Source organism: Cedecea lapagei (genome assembly GCF_900635955.1).
GTDB lineage: Bacteria > Pseudomonadota > Gammaproteobacteria > Enterobacterales > Enterobacteriaceae > Cedecea > Cedecea lapagei.
Map to the genome: position 1 here is coordinate 1,414,530 of NZ_LR134201.1, position 14,453 is coordinate 1,428,982.

Below are 14,453 nucleotides of genomic sequence, written 5' to 3' on the forward strand. Positions count from 1 at the left end.
CCGGGGATGACCACGCAACTTGATTTTGCCGGTCTGCTGCCCTACTGGCCGGAGCTGCTCTCCGGCCTGTGGGTGACCCTGGGACTGACTTTTATGGCGACGGTCGGTGGCGTAGCCATCGGCATTACCGGGGCGGCCATTCGCAGCGGCAAACCGGGGCTGTTGAGCCTGGTCTGGGGCGGTTACGTTGAGTTAATTCGCAACACGCCGTTTGTGGTGCAGCTGTTCTTTATCGTCTTTGGACTACCGGTACTCGGGCTAAAACTCAACGCCGGGGAAGCGGCACTTATCGCGATGCTGATTAACCTCGGGCTTACAGCACCGAAATTATTCGCGCCGGGATTCAGGTTACGCCGAAAGGGCAGTGGGAAGCCGCCCGCGTGCTGGGCCTGACCCGCAGCCAGACCTTTTTACGCGTGGTGCTGCCGCCTTCGCTGAAGCGTATTTATCCGGCGCTGGTGAGCCAGTGCATTATCGTGATGCTGGGATCTTCGGTGGTCTCGCAGGTCTCATGTGAAGATTTAACGTTTGCCGCCAGCCTTATCCAGTCGCGCACCTTCCTCAGCTTTGAGGTCTATCTGGTGACGACCTTACTGTATCTGGTGCTGTCGTTGATCATGCGCCAGCTGCTGCTTGCGGCGGGGCGGAAATGGCTAGGGAGTGATGTCGGATGATGACTTTTACCGACTGGGATATCGTGCGTAACTTATTGCTGGCCGCGCGCTGGACGGTGCTGCTCTCGCTGATTGCCTTTTTCTGCGGCACGCTGGTGACCTTGCCGCTGCTGCTGCTGCGCATCAGCCGCTGGGTTTGGCCAAAACGTTTCATTGGCGCCTATATCGCGCTATTTCAGGGGACGCCGCTGCTGATGCAGCTGTTCCTCGCGTTTTTCGGTATCGCACTGTTCGGTATCGATGTGAGTGCCTGGACTGCCGCAACGCTTGCCCTCACGCTGTTTACCAGCGCGTTTCTGCTGGATATCTGGTACGGCAGCCTTCGCGCGTTACCCAAAGGGCAATGGGAAGCCTGCCGCTGCCTCGGTTTGAGCTTCTGGCAGACGCTGTTCCGGGTGATTGCCCCGCAGGCAATGCGCATCGCCGTTGCGCCGACTGTTGGATTTTCGGTTCAGGTGATTAAAGGCACCGCGTTGGCCTCAATTATTGGTTTTGTCGAACTGACCAAAGCGGGAACCATGCTGAACAACGTCACGTTTGAGCCGTTTAAAGTGTTTGCCCTGGTGGCGCTCGGCTATTTCTTACTTTGTTACCCGCTGTCGCGCTACAGCCGCTACCTGGAGAAAAAATTCCATGCCGCTCATCACCATTAATGACGTACAAAAATATTACGGCGATAACCACGTGCTGAAGGGCGTGAGTCTTGATATCGATATGGGCGAAGTGGTGTCGATCATCGGCCGCAGCGGCTCAGGCAAAAGTACACTGCTGCGCTGCATGAACGGACTTGAAGGCTACCAGGACGGCAGCATCAAGCTCGGCGGCATGACCATCACCGACCGCGAGTCGCAGGCGCGTGAAATCAGCCGTTCCGTTGGGATGGTGTTCCAGAGTTTTAACCTGTTCCCGCACATGACCGCGCTGGAAAACGTGATGCTGGCGCCGCGGCGGGTGCTGAATAAGAGCGCGGCAGAATGCCGTGAGCTGGCGCTGGAGATGCTCAACAAGGTCGGCCTGGGCGAACGCGTGGATTATTACCCGGCCAACCTCTCCGGCGGCCAGCAGCAGCGCGTTGCTATCGCCAGGGCATTGGCGATGAAACCCAAAGTGCTGCTGTGCGATGAAATTACCTCGGCGCTGGATCCTGAGCTGGTGGGCGAAGTGCTCAAAGTCCTGGAACAGCTGGCGGCGGAGGGGATGACGCTGATTCTGGTGACCCACGAAATGAACTTTGCCCGCGAAGTGGGCGATCGGGTGGTGTTTATGCACCAGGGTAAAGTGTGGGAGCAGGGGGAGAGCAAGTCATTCTTTGCTAATCCTCGCACCCAGGAACTTCAGCAATTTATCTCCTCCGTGCGCGGGCTCGGCTGACAATCCTCACCGCCGGTCCGTTGTCAGTGCCGGCGGTTTTTTAATTCCCTGCATCTTATCGGCCTGATTAGCGGCTCGCTAATAATTTCCTGGCAATTATGAAGCTCTCTTATAACCCGGCATTTCTGCTATCTGAATAAAGACGTTTTGTTACAATCTTGCCTCATTTTTTGGACAGGCAACAATTTCCTATGGTTTCACAAGATAAAACGACAGAAGCGCCTGGCTTACGCCGCGAATTAAAGGCGCGCCACCTGACGATGATCGCCATTGGCGGCTCCATCGGTACGGGGCTTTTCGTTGCTTCCGGGGCGACAATTTCACAGGCTGGTCCGGGTGGCGCGCTGCTCTCCTATATGCTGATTGGGCTGATGGTTTACTTCCTGATGACCAGCCTTGGCGAACTGGCGGCCTTTATGCCGGTTTCGGGTTCCTTCGCGACATATGGCCAGAAATACGTTGAAGACGGGTTTGGTTTCGCGCTCGGCTGGAACTACTGGTACAACTGGGCAGTGACCATCGCCGTTGACCTCGTTGCCGCGCAGCTGGTAATGAATTACTGGTTCCCGGACACCCCAGGCTGGATCTGGAGCGCCTTGTTCCTCGGCATCATGTTCCTGCTTAACTGGATCTCCGTGAAGGGCTTTGGCGAAGCGGAATACTGGTTCTCGCTGATAAAAGTGACCACCGTCATCATCTTCATCATTGTCGGCGTGATGATGATCGTGGGTATTTTCAAAGGGGCACAGCCGGTGGGCTGGAGCAACTGGACAACCGGCGACGCGCCGTTTGCCGGGGGCTTTGCCGCAATGATCGGCGTAGCGATGATCGTCGGCTTCTCCTTCCAGGGCACCGAGCTTATCGGGATTGCCGCCGGGGAGTCTGCCGACCCGGAGAAAAACATCCCGCGCGCCGTGCGCCAGGTGTTCTGGCGTATCCTGCTGTTCTATGTGTTTGCGATTCTGATTGTCAGCCTGATCATTCCTTATACCGATCCAAGCCTGCTGCGTAACGACGTGAAAGACATCAGCGTCAGCCCGTTCACCCTGGTGTTCCAGCACGCGGGTCTGCTGTCTGCGGCGGCGGTAATGAACGCCGTTATCCTGACAGCGGTGCTCTCTGCGGGTAACTCCGGGATGTACGCCTCCACGCGCATGCTTTACACCCTGGCCTGCGACGGCAAGGCACCGCGAATTTTCGCGAAGCTGTCTAAAGGCGGCGTGCCGCGTAATGCGCTCTACGCTACCACCGTCATCGCCGCGCTGTGCTTCCTGACCTCGATGTTTGGCAACCAGACCGTCTACCTGTGGCTGCTGAACACCTCGGGGATGACGGGCTTTATCGCCTGGCTGGGGATTGCTATCAGCCACTATCGCTTCCGCCGTGGCTACGTGCTGCAGGGCAACGACATTAACGACCTGCCGTACCGTTCAGGCTTCTTCCCGATTGGCCCCATCTTCGCCTTTGTGCTGTGCCTGATCATTACGCTAGGCCAGAACTATGAAGCGTTCCTGTCAGATACCATCGACTGGGGCGGCGTGGCGGCGACCTATATCGGCATTCCGCTGTTCCTGGCTATCTGGTTTGGCTACAAGATAACGAAGGGCAGCCGCTTCGTGCGCTACAGCGAAATGGAGTTCCCAAAGTTTCGTGACAAATAAGTCTTAGCAACAATAAGTTACTCTTTATAGGGCGTGATCATCACGCCCTTTTTTATTTCGTTCTCGCCAGCAATAATTCCACCAGGTTATAGTAGAGAACAATTAAATTGATAACCATTATCATTTGCTTTATCGTTAACGCCATTCTTTAAGGAACGAAGGAGCGTTTGCGTGAAGCGTATGATTAAATTCAAGAATATTTGTCTGGCTCTGGCATTAACCACCGCCGGTTTGCACTCTGCGCTGGCGGCGACGGTGACCGATATCGTGGGGCGTGAAGTCACTATTCCACAGAAAGTTGACCGTATTTTGTTGGGGGAGGGGCGTCTGTTTTATGCTCTGGCGCTGCTGGAAGGGCAAAAGCCGATAGACCGCATCGTGGGCTGGCAGGGCGATTTCCGGAAGCTGGACACCCAGACTTACGCGGAGTACAAAGCTAAGTTCCCGAAAATTGACGATATTCCGCTGATCGGCAGCACCACGGCCGACAGCGTCAGTCCGGAAAAAGTGCTGACGCTGCACCCGGACGTGGCGATTTTTGGCCTGTCCGGACACGGGCCGGGTCGTCATAGCGAGCTGGTTTCCCAGCTTGAAAAAAGCGGGCGTACCTGTGGTCTTCGTCGATTTTCGTACCTCGCCGCTGAAAAATACCTTGCCGAGCATGCGCGTGCTGGGCAAAGTGTTGCATCGCGAGAAGCAGGCCGATGATTACATCGCCTTTTATGAAGCAAACCTGAAGAAAATTACCGATGTCACCGGCAAGATGGCGGTAAAAGACAAGCCAACGGTGTTTATCGAACTGCGTGCTGCGGCAATGGAAGAGTGCTGTGGCTCTGCCGGTAAAGGCAATATGGGCGACTTTATCGACCTGGCAGGCGGCAACAACATTGCTAAAGATCTGCTGCCGGGCGCGCTGGGAACGGTGAATCTGGAAAAAGTGCTTGCCGCTGACCCGCAGGTCTATATTGCCAGCGGCGGCAAAGCGCCAGGCTCGACGTCTCCGGGCGTAGTGCTCGGCGCTCAGGCCACTAAAGCTGAAGCACAGGCCAGCCTGCAGAGCGTGCTCGAGCGTAAAGGCATTGACCAGCTAACGGCAGTGAAAGAAGGGCGCGCCTGGGGCATATGGCATAATTTCTACAATTCGCCATATAACATTCTGGCGATTCAGGCGATGGCGACCTGGTTCCATCCGCAGCAGTTTGCCGGGGTAAATCCGGAGCAGACGATGCAACAACTTTATAAACAGTTCCTCGCGGTAGAACCAACGGGAACGTACTGGACCGATCTGAAGAAGTAACGAAGGTAAGACTTGATGAGTGCCACCACCGATCCGATGCCAAACGAGGCGCAGCCTGCCACTATTATGGGGCGCTACCAGCAGGTGCTACGTCACCGCTATTTGCTGATGGGGGCATTGGTCATTGCGATCTTAGCCTCGCTGCTGCTGGACTTTACCCTTGGCCCCTCCGGGCTGCCGCTGGATACGCTGTGGCAGACTCTGATTGACCCGGCCAGCGCTAACGCCGGTACGCGGGTGATCGTGTGGGACATTCGTCTGCCCTACGCGCTGATGGCGATTCTGGTCGGTATGGCGCTGGGCCTGGCGGGGGCGGAGATGCAAACCATCCTCAACAACCCGCTGGCCAGTCCGTTTACCCTCGGCGTCTCCTCCGCTGCGGCCTTTGGCGCCGCGCTGGCTATTATTCTCGGCATCGGTATTCCCGGGGTGCCGGATCAGTGGTTTATCTCCGCTAACGCCTTTGTCTTTGCGCTGTTTGCCGCGCTGATGCTCGATGCTATTACCCGCTGGACCCGCGTGGCGAGTTCCGGCGTAGTGCTGTTTGGTATCGCGCTGGTGTTTACTTTTAATGCCCTGGTGTCGATGCTGCAGTTTATCGCCAGCGAAGACACGCTCCAGGGGCTGGTGTTCTGGACCATGGGCAGCCTGGCGCGAGCCTCCTGGGATAAGCTCGGCGTGCTGCTGCTGGCCTTCGCCATCATTATGCCGATCTCCATGATGAGCTCGTGGAAGCTGACCGCCCTGCGCCTTGGCGAAGATCGCGCCGTGAGCTTCGGTATTGACGTGAAGCGCCTGCGTTTAGGCACTTTGCTGCGCATCAGTATTTTGTCCGCGCTGTCCGTGGCCTTTGTCGGCCCCATCGGCTTCATTGGTCTGGTCGCGCCGCACATCGCCCGTATGCTGTTCGGCGAAGATCACCGTTTCTACCTGCCGGGCAGCGTGCTGGTCGGTGCGCTGGTGCTGTCGCTGGCGTCGGTTGCCTCAAAGAACATTATCCCCGGCGTCATCATTCCGGTAGGGATTGTTACCTCGTTGGTGGGCGTGCCGTTCTTCCTGAGTATTATTCTGCGCCATAAGGGGAACGTGTGATGCAGGGCTTAAAGATTGATGCATTCAACGCCGGTTACCCGAAGCGTAAAATTATCGAGAACCTCAGCGTGCCCGCGCTGCCTCGCGGCAAAATCACCGTGCTGCTGGGGCCCAACGGCTGCGGAAAATCGACGCTGCTGCGCTCGCTGGCAGGGCTAAACCGCGCGGAAGGGCAGCTCTATCTGGATGGCGAAGACCTGATGGCTTTGCCGTTCGCCAAACGCGCTGAAAAAGTGGTTTATCTGCCGCAGTCGCTGCCGCAGGGCGTACATCTGCACGTGCTGGAGTCAATCATTGTGGCGCAGCGGGCTTCCGGTGGTCGTCACAGCGCAGAGAGCGAAGCGCAGGTGATGCAGTTGCTTAAGCAGCTGGGGATTTCTCATCTTGCTTTGAGCTATCTCGACCAGCTTTCCGGCGGCCAGAAGCAGCTGGTTGGCCTGGCGCAGTCTTTGATTCGCCGTCCGTCCCTGCTGCTGCTTGATGAGCCGCTGAGCGCGCTGGATTTGAATTACCAGTTCCACGTTATGGACCTGGTCGCCCGCGAAACCCGCGAGCGTAATATCGTCACCGTTGTTGTGGTACACGACATCAATATTGCTTTACGCCATAGCGAGCATGTTCTCATGCTGCGCGACGGCAAACTGGTTGCCAGCGGCGAGCCGGAGGAAGTGATCACGCCACGCAGTCTGGCCCAGGTTTACGGCGTGAAGGGGCGCATTGAACGCTGCTCCCAGGGCGTTGCCCAGGTGCTTATTGACGGCCTGGTGGAGACGCCCACCGTATAACAACGCTTTTCAGGAATACTAAGGAACACAGTATGCAGCCGGCGGCCAATGTAGCCGCTGGCGCATAGTGCAATGTGAGCGCTAAACGGTTGTTTCGTTTGTAATTCACCTCATGGAGAGAAAGAAATGTTACGGTTGAATCCTATTGTCCGGGGAGGACTCTGCGCATCTGTCATCGGCCTGGCTTTACCCGCCATCGCAGACGATCGCGAAGATACTCTGGTTGTCACCGCCTCTGCCACCGAACAAAACCTCAAAGATGCTCCCGCCAGTATCAGCGTTATCACCCAGGACGATCTGCAAAAGCGGCCGGTCAATAATCTGAAAGATGTACTGCAGAACGTGCCCGGCGTCCAACTGACCAATGAGGGCGATAACCGTCGCGGCGTCAGCCTGCGTGGTCTGGATAGCAGCTACACCCTGATTCTGGTGGACGGCAAGCGAGTCAACTCCCGCAATGCGGTATTCCGCCATAACGACTTTGACCTGAACTGGATCCCGGCTGATGCGATTGAACGTATCGAAGTGGTGCGCGGCCCGATGTCCTCGCTCTACGGCTCCGATGCCCTGGGCGGCGTTGTCAATATTATAACCCGCAAGGTCGGCAAAGCCTGGCACGGGACCTTCACCGCAGATACCACCGTCCAGGAGCACCGCGATCGCGGCGATACCTGGAACGGTAACTTCTTCACCAGCGGCCCGCTGATTGACGACGTGCTGGGCGTGAAAGTGTACGGCGGCCTCGGAAAACGTCAGAAGGATGGACAGCAGACCTCAGCGACCAATGCCAGCGGCCTGACGCCGCAGATTGAAGGGTTTACTTCGCGTAACCTCAGCACCGAGTTTGCCTGGACGCCTGCCGATAATCAGGATGTCACCGTAGGCTACGGCTTTGACCGCCAGGACAGGGAGTCCGATTCGCTGGATAAGAACCGGATCGAACGTCAGGATTACTCCATTGGCCATAACGGACGCTGGGATTTCGGCAATACCGAACTGCGTTTCTACGGCGATAAGATTGATAACCGCAATCCTGGGAATAGCGCGGCCATCACCTTACGCAACAACAGCCTCGACGGCAAGCTGGTGCTGCCTCTCAGCGATATCAACCAGTTCCTGACCTTTGGCGGCGAATGGCGTCACGATAAGCTGAGCGATCCGGTCAATATTACCGGCGGCAACAGCTCTAAAACCTCAGCCAGCCAGTACGCCCTGTTTATTGAGGACGAATGGCGTATCTTCGAGCCGCTGGCGCTGACCACCGGTATTCGTATGGATGACCATGAAACCTACGGCGACCACTGGAGCCCACGTGCCTACCTCGTTTATAACGCGACCGATACCGTCACCGTTAAAGGCGGCTGGGCAACGGCCTTTAAAGCCCCGTCGCTGCTGCAGCTCAGCCCGGACTGGACCAGTAAATCCTGCCGTGGCGCCTGCCAGATTGTCGGCAGCCCTGATCTGAAGCCGGAAACGAGCGAAAGCTTTGAGCTTGGCCTCTACTATGCTGGCGATGAAGGTATTCTTGACGGCGTGAGCGGCAGCGTGACCGCCTTCCAGAACAACGTGGAGGATATGATTGATATCCAGCGCACCGCGGACCGCAGCGTGGCGCCGTCTTACTCAAACTTTGTTGGTTTTGATAAGAGCGGCAACCCGATCTTCCGCTACTACAACGTGAACAAAGCGCGTATTCGCGGCGTAGAAACCGAGCTGAAAATACCGTTTAACGACCAGTGGAAGCTGTCGCTGAACTACACGTACAACGACGGGCGTGACCTGAGCAACGGCGGCAACAAACCGCTGCAGCGGCAGTCGTTCCACACCGCTAACGGCTCCCTTGACTGGGCACCGCTTGATGACTGGTCATTCTATGTTTCTGCAAACTATACCGGCAAGCAGCGCGCTGTGTCGGCGTCGGATAAAGCGCCGGGCGGCTACGTAGTCTGGAACACGGGAGGGGCCTGGAAAGCGACGAAGAACGTGAAAGTGCGCGCCGGGGTTATGAATCTTGGCGACAAAGACCTGAATCGCGATATCTACAGCTACAGCGAGGATGGGCGCCGCTACTTTATGGCGCTGGATTATAGCTTCTAAGCTGTTGGTTACCTCTCCCCTTTGGGGAGAGGATTGAGGTGAGGGGGCTCGCTAGCCCCGCAAATGCTCCGCGTGAAAACGAAGATGATCCTCAACAAACGTTGCGATGAAATAGTAGCTGTGGTCGCAGCCCGGCTGAATGCGCAGCGTCAGCGGCCACTCTTTCTCCTGTGCGATCTTTTCAAACTCTTCCGGCCTTAGCTGGTCTGCCAGGAACTGATCGTCATCCCCCTGATCGATAAGGGTCGGGAGCCTTGCGGACGCCTTAGCCAGCAGGCAGCAACTGTCCCATTCCTGCCACAACGTTTCATCCTCACCGAGATAAGCCTTAAAGGCTTTTTGCCCCCACGGCACGCGGGTCGGGTTAACGATAGGTGCAAAAGCAGAAACTGAACGGAAGCGACCCGGATTTTTCAGCGCTATCATCAGCGCGCCGTGGCCTCCCATAGAGTGGCCGAAGATGGAGGCTTTTTCACTGACGCTAAAATTATCCGCAATCAGGCGCGGCAGCTCATCTCGCAGGTAATCGTACATGCGGAAGTGAGTTGCCCAAGGCTGCCGGATGGCGTTGAGGTAAAAGCCCGCACCCTGGCCCAGATCGTAGCCCGCGTCGTCTGGCACTTCTTCACCGCGCGGGCTGGTGTCCGGCATCACCAGCACAATGCCAAGCTCTGCGGCGACGCGCTGCGCGCCCGCTTTGGTGGTGAAGTTCTCATCGTTGCAGGTGAGCCCGGAAAGCCAGTAAACGACCGGCGGCGGCGTATTGCCGGCCGGAGGCGGAAGAAAAATACTGAATGTCATCGGGCAATTAAGCACAGAGGAGGAGTGGCGCCAGCGCTGCTGCCAGCCTTCGAAACATCGGTGTTCTTCCAGTAATTCCATCCAGAGGCTCCTTAACTATTTTCAAGATTTATGAACAACTTTCACTTCACCTGAGTCTAGCCATCCCGCATTATGGCCGCAACGGTATTGTTCTTGCCCGGTCAGGCGATGAACGGTTATTTCGATTTCAACAATTATGCCCGGCACTACTGGATTCTAAGCACGTGCTGCCGCACAATAAGCGGACACTTTGCCCCATGAAGGGCAGAGGTCAGCCACACCTGCAGGAGAAAACAGCATGTCATCACTCTCAAAAGAAGCCTCCCTGGTTCATGAGGCGCTGCTGGCGCGCGGTCTTGAAACGCCGCTGCGTCCGCCGTTACGTGAACTGGATAATGAAACGCGTAAAAGCCAGATTGCCGCCCATATGACGGAAATCATGCAGCTGCTTAATCTCGATTTGAGTGACGACAGCCTGATGGAAACGCCGCATCGCATTGCCAAAATGTATGTCGATGAGATTTTCTCCGGCCTGGACTACGCCAATTTCCCGAAAATCACCGTCATTGAAAACAAAATGAAGGTGGATGAAATGGTTACCGTGCGTGATATCACTCTGACCAGCACCTGTGAACACCACTTCGTGACTATCGACGGGAAAGCAACCGTAGCCTATATCCCGAAAGATACCGTGATTGGCCTGTCCAAAATTAACCGCATCGTGCAGTTTTTTGCTCAGCGTCCTCAGGTTCAGGAACGCCTGACCCAGCAAATCCTGATTGCGCTGCAAACGCTGCTGGGCACCAACAACGTGGCGGTTTCCATAGATGCAGTGCATTACTGCGTGAAAGCCCGAGGCGTGAAAGACGCAACCAGCGCGACGACGACGACGTCGCTTGGCGGCCTGTTCAAGTCCAGCCAGAATACGCGTCAGGAGTTCCTGCGCGCAGTGCGCCACAATTAATCCCTCAGGCAGGTATCCGTGGAAAGAAATGTCACCCTGGACTTTGTCCGCGGTTCCGCCATTCTGGGTATCCTGCTGCTCAATATCGTCGCCTTTGGCCTGCCGAAGGCGGCTTACCTCAATCCGGCCTGGTACGGCCAGATAACCTCCCGCGACGCCTGGACCTGGGCCGTCATGGATCTGTTTGCCGAAGTTAAATTCCTCACGCTTTTCGCGCTGCTGTTCGGGGCTGGCCTGCAGATGCTGCTGGCTCGCGGCTCGCGCTGGATCCAGTCCCGCCTGACGCTGCTGGTATTGCTGGGCTTTATCCATGCGCTGCTGCTGTGGGATGGCGATATTTTGCTGGCTTACGGCCTGACCGGCCTGGTGTGCTGGCGGCTGATCCGCGATGCGACGGGGCAGAAGCAGCTCTTCAATACCGGCGTTGTGCTTTATCTCATCGGCATTGGCGTGCTGCTGCTGCTTGGCCTGATATCAGGTGACGGTCTTGGCCGCTCCTGGGTGCCGGATGCGGCCAATTTGCAGTATGAACGGTGGTGGAAGCTGGGCGGCGGCCTCGAGGCTGTCAGCAACCGCGCGGATTTACTCTCTTCAAATCTGGTGGCATTAGGGGCGCAATACGGCTGGCAGCTGGCAGGCATGATGTTGATTGGCGCGGCTTTAATGCGCAGCGGCTGGCTGAAAGGGGAGTTTAGCCTGAGGCACTACCGCCGAATTGGCGCCATGTTTATTGCCATTGGCATGATTATCAACCTGCCGGCGATCGTGGCTCAGTGGCATCTTGAATGGAATTACCGCTGGTGTGCGCTGCTGTTACAGGCGCCGCGGGAGCTTAGCGCGCCGTTTCAGGCCATTGGTTACGCCGCGCTGGCGTGGGGATTCTGGCCTCAGCTTTCCCGGTTCCGGCTGGTGATCGGGATCGCCTGCGTTGGCCGCATGGCGCTGACCAACTATCTGCTGCAGACGATTATCTGCACGACCTTGTTCTACCGCTTTGGTTTATATATGAAATTCGACCGTCTTGCGCTGCTGGCCTTTGTCCCCGGCGTATGGACGATAAACATCCTGGCGTCGGTGATCTGGCTGCGTTACTTCCGCCAGGGACCGGTTGAATGGCTTTGGCGTCAGCTAACCGCGCGTGCTTCAGGGAGTGCGTTACGGCAGGCCAGGAGATAATGATATTCGTCACAAAGGTTAACGAATTGTATGTAACCGCTTTCACCACTGTGATCTACTTCACTTCGAACAGCCCCTCACTCACCGCAAAATAGCCACCTTGCCTACAACAGGGTGCACCTATGAGACCGACTCCCCCAACGCCGATCACCATTCGTGACGTTGCCCGTATCGCCGGGGTTTCAGTAGCGACAGTATCCCGAGTATTAAATAACAGCGCGCTGGTCACCCCGGAAACGCGCGAGAACGTCATGCAGGCGGTTGCTGAACTGGGCTACCGTCCAAACGCCAATGCGCAAGCGCTGGCAACCCAGGTTAGCGACACTATCGGCGTGGTGGTCATGGACGTCTCCGACCCCTTCTTTGGTGCGCTGGTTAAGGCCGTGGATGTGGTTGCCCAGCAGCACAATAAATATTTGCTGATTGGCAATAGCTATCATCAGGAAGAAAAAGAGCGTCATGCCATTGAGGTTCTGATTCGCCAGCGCTGTAGCGCGCTGATTGTGCATGCAAAAGCGCTGAGCGATGAGGAGCTGGCTGCCTTCCTCGAGCAGGTGCCTGGCATGGTGTTAATCAACCGTCTGGTGCCCGGCTATGCCCATCGCTGCGTCTGCCTGGATAACGTCAGCGGGGCGGTGATGGCCACCCGCATGCTGCTGAATCTGGGCCACTCGCGTATCGGCTATCTGGCGTCCAGCCATCAGATTGAAGACAACGACCAGCGGCATGAGGGCTGGCTTTATGCCCTGGCGGAGCAGGGCATCGTGCCGCCGGAAAGCTGGGTAGGAATGGGGACGCCGGATATGCAGGGAGGAGAGGCGGCGATGGTGGAGCTGCTGGGGCGTAACCTGCAGCTCAGCGCAGTCTTCTCCTATAACGACAGCATGGCCGCCGGCGCGCTAACGGCGCTGAAAGACAACGGCATTGTCGTGCCGCAGCATGTGTCGATTATCGGCTTTGACGATATCCCTATTGCCCGTTACACCGACCCGCAGTTGACCACCGTGCGTTACCCGGTGGTGTCCATGGCGCGGCTGGCGACTGAGCTGGCATTACAGGGCGCCGCAGGCCGGCTGGATTGTGATGTAACGCACTGTTTTATGCCGACTTTAGTCCGCCGCCACTCGGTCGCGATGAAGCAAAATGTGGCGGCGATCACTCCGCTATCAAAGCGTCAGGTGTAACCGGTTTCAATCTGTGAGTAAATTCACAGTTAATTAACATGGCGCTGACTATGATGTCAGCGTTTTATACGCTGAAACACTATGTAACGGTGAATGCTCACTTTTAGCATAGCAATAAGGCCAATGACGACCATAAAAAACGCAGTATTGGATTGTTACCGAACACGGAAGTGCAACTTTTTTTAGGATAACTTCGGCATTCAGTAACATTTTAATAACATTACTGTCCTGCCTGGTTTCGAATGCGAACTACCCTGCAAAATAAAAACCGGAGATACCATGAATAAGAAGGTTTTGACTCTGTCCGCCGTGATGTCCTGCATGCTGTTTGGTGCCGCTGCGAACGCTGCGAACGCTGCTGACCGTATCGGTGTAACTATTTATAAATACGATGACAATTTTATGTCAGTGGTTCGTAAGGCTATTGAAAAAGATGCTAAAGCGTCACCAGACGTACAGCTGCTGATGAATGACTCCCAGAACGACCAGTCCAAACAGAACGACCAGATCGACGTTCTGCTGGCAAAAGGCGTGAAGGCGCTGGCCATCAACCTGGTTGACCCGGCAGCTGCGGGCACCGTTATCGAAAAAGCGCGTGCACAAAACGTCCCGATTGTCTTCTTCAACAAAGAGCCTTCCCGCAAGGCGCTGGATAGCTACGACAAAGCTTACTACGTTGGGACCGACTCCAAAGAGTCCGGGATTATCCAGGGCGACCTGATTGCCAAGCACTGGGCGGCCAACCCGGCCTGGGATCTGAACAAAGACGGTCAGGTTCAGTTCGTGCTGCTGAAAGGTGAGCCGGGCCACCCGGATGCCGAAGCGCGTACCACCTACGTTATCAAAGAGCTAAACGATAACGGCTTGAAAACTCAGCAGCTGCAGCTGGATACCGCCATGTGGGATACCGCCCAGGCCAAGGACAAAATGGACGCCTGGCTCTCTGGCCCTAACGCCAACAAAATCGAAGTGGTGATTGCCAAACAACGATGCGATGGCAATGGGTGCGGTAGAAGCGCTGAAAGCGCACAACAAATCCTCTATCCCCGTGTTTGGGGTCGATGCCCTGCCTGAAGCGCTGGCGCTGGTGAAATCTGGTGCAATGGCCGGTACCGTGCTGAACGATGCCAACAACCAGGCGAAAGCGACCTTCGATCTGGCGAAAAACCTGGCCGACGGCAAACCTGCTGCAGAAGGTACCAACTGGAAGATTGAGAATAAAATCGTGCGCGTACCGTACGTGGGCGTAGATCAGGATAATCTCGCACAGTTCATCGGCAAGTAATACCCGTCCTATTTTTGTTGTACACGGGCGCAGATACCTGCGCCC

At 56.3% G+C, this 14,453-nt stretch carries 10 protein-coding genes and 3 pseudogenes; 12 read left to right on the plus strand and 1 reads right to left on the minus strand.

What is annotated here, in order from left to right; genetic code table 11:
• Positions 1-6 precede the first annotated feature (6 nt).
• The 8 genes and pseudogenes from EL098_RS06910 (at position 7) to cirA (ending at position 8,977) form a co-directional block, all read left to right on the plus strand.
• Positions 7-674, plus strand: a pseudogene (locus EL098_RS06910) (amino acid ABC transporter permease).
• The gene (locus EL098_RS06915; RefSeq protein WP_126355564.1) at positions 671-1,327 is read left to right on the plus strand and encodes an amino acid ABC transporter permease; all 657 of its coding nucleotides are present in this window, start codon (positions 671-673) and stop codon (positions 1,325-1,327) included. The pseudogene EL098_RS06910 and the gene EL098_RS06915 overlap by 4 nt, the downstream one beginning before the upstream one ends.
• Positions 1,308-2,045, plus strand: a complete 738-nt coding sequence (locus tag EL098_RS06920) for an amino acid ABC transporter ATP-binding protein (RefSeq protein ID WP_126355565.1) — start codon at positions 1,308-1,310, stop codon at positions 2,043-2,045. Before EL098_RS06915 ends, EL098_RS06920 begins: the two co-directional genes overlap by 20 nt.
• 191 nt (positions 2,046-2,236) lie before the next feature.
• Entirely contained in the window at positions 2,237-3,706 is a 1,470-nt protein-coding gene (locus EL098_RS06925; protein ID WP_126355566.1) for an amino acid permease, read from the plus strand.
• A 180-nt stretch (positions 3,707-3,886) separates the two neighbouring features.
• Positions 3,887-5,003, plus strand: a pseudogene (locus EL098_RS06930) (ABC transporter substrate-binding protein).
• A gap of 15 nt (positions 5,004-5,018) precedes the next feature.
• Entirely contained in the window at positions 5,019-6,095 is a 1,077-nt protein-coding gene (locus tag EL098_RS06935; RefSeq protein WP_126355567.1) for a FecCD family ABC transporter permease, read from the plus strand.
• Positions 6,092-6,880 (plus strand): ABC transporter ATP-binding protein, encoded by a 789-nt coding sequence (locus EL098_RS06940; RefSeq protein ID WP_126355568.1) that lies wholly within the window; start codon positions 6,092-6,094, stop codon positions 6,878-6,880. Before EL098_RS06935 ends, EL098_RS06940 begins: the two co-directional genes overlap by 4 nt.
• A 126-nt stretch (positions 6,881-7,006) precedes the next feature.
• Positions 7,007-8,977 carry a catecholate siderophore receptor CirA gene (gene cirA / locus EL098_RS06945; RefSeq protein WP_126355569.1) on the plus strand — a complete coding sequence of 657 codons (1,971 nt, stop codon included), beginning with the start codon at positions 7,007-7,009 and terminating at the stop codon, positions 8,975-8,977.
• Positions 8,978-9,028: 51 nt separating this feature from the next.
• Here cirA and fghA read toward each other — a convergent pair whose 3' ends face one another.
• Positions 9,029-9,859, minus strand: coding sequence for an S-formylglutathione hydrolase (gene fghA, locus EL098_RS06950; RefSeq protein ID WP_126355570.1), 831 nt, complete (start codon positions 9,857-9,859; stop codon positions 9,029-9,031).
• Between the two features lie 238 nt (positions 9,860-10,097).
• Here fghA and folE point away from each other — a divergent pair, with 238 nt between their 5' ends.
• The 4 genes and pseudogenes from folE to mglB all read left to right on the plus strand — a co-directional run bounded on the left by folE (position 10,098) and on the right by mglB (position 14,408).
• A complete protein-coding gene (gene folE / locus EL098_RS06955) occupies positions 10,098-10,763 on the plus strand; it encodes a GTP cyclohydrolase I FolE (protein WP_126355571.1) in 666 nt (221 codons plus the stop codon).
• A gap of 18 nt (positions 10,764-10,781) precedes the next feature.
• Positions 10,782-11,939, plus strand: coding sequence for a DUF418 domain-containing protein YeiB (gene yeiB, locus EL098_RS06960; RefSeq protein ID WP_126355572.1), 1,158 nt, complete (start codon positions 10,782-10,784; stop codon positions 11,937-11,939).
• 122 nt (positions 11,940-12,061) lie between these two features.
• The gene (gene galS / locus EL098_RS06965; protein ID WP_126355573.1) at positions 12,062-13,123 is read left to right on the plus strand and encodes an HTH-type transcriptional regulator GalS; all 1,062 of its coding nucleotides are present in this window, start codon (positions 12,062-12,064) and stop codon (positions 13,121-13,123) included.
• Between the two features lie 279 nt (positions 13,124-13,402).
• Positions 13,403-14,408, plus strand: a pseudogene (gene mglB, locus EL098_RS06970) (galactose/glucose ABC transporter substrate-binding protein MglB).
• The last annotated feature ends 45 nt before the right edge of the window (positions 14,409-14,453 follow it).

Bases quoted from the DNA above. Each gene is read 5' to 3' on its own strand.
- fghA (WP_126355570.1), bottom strand. From the start codon at position 9,859: ATGGAATTACTGGAAGAACACCGATGTTTCGAAGGCTGGCAGCAGCGC.
- EL098_RS06925 (WP_126355566.1), top strand. From the start codon at position 2,237: ATGGTTTCACAAGATAAAACGACAGAAGCGCCTGGCTTACGCCGCGAA.
- cirA (WP_126355569.1), top strand. From the start codon at position 7,007: ATGTTACGGTTGAATCCTATTGTCCGGGGAGGACTCTGCGCATCTGTC.
- galS (WP_126355573.1), top strand. From the start codon at position 12,062: ATGAGACCGACTCCCCCAACGCCGATCACCATTCGTGACGTTGCCCGT.
- EL098_RS06935 (WP_126355567.1), top strand. From the start codon at position 5,019: ATGAGTGCCACCACCGATCCGATGCCAAACGAGGCGCAGCCTGCCACT.
- EL098_RS06920 (WP_126355565.1), top strand. From the start codon at position 1,308: ATGCCGCTCATCACCATTAATGACGTACAAAAATATTACGGCGATAAC.
- folE (WP_126355571.1), top strand. From the start codon at position 10,098: ATGTCATCACTCTCAAAAGAAGCCTCCCTGGTTCATGAGGCGCTGCTG.
- EL098_RS06915 (WP_126355564.1), top strand. From the start codon at position 671: ATGATGACTTTTACCGACTGGGATATCGTGCGTAACTTATTGCTGGCC.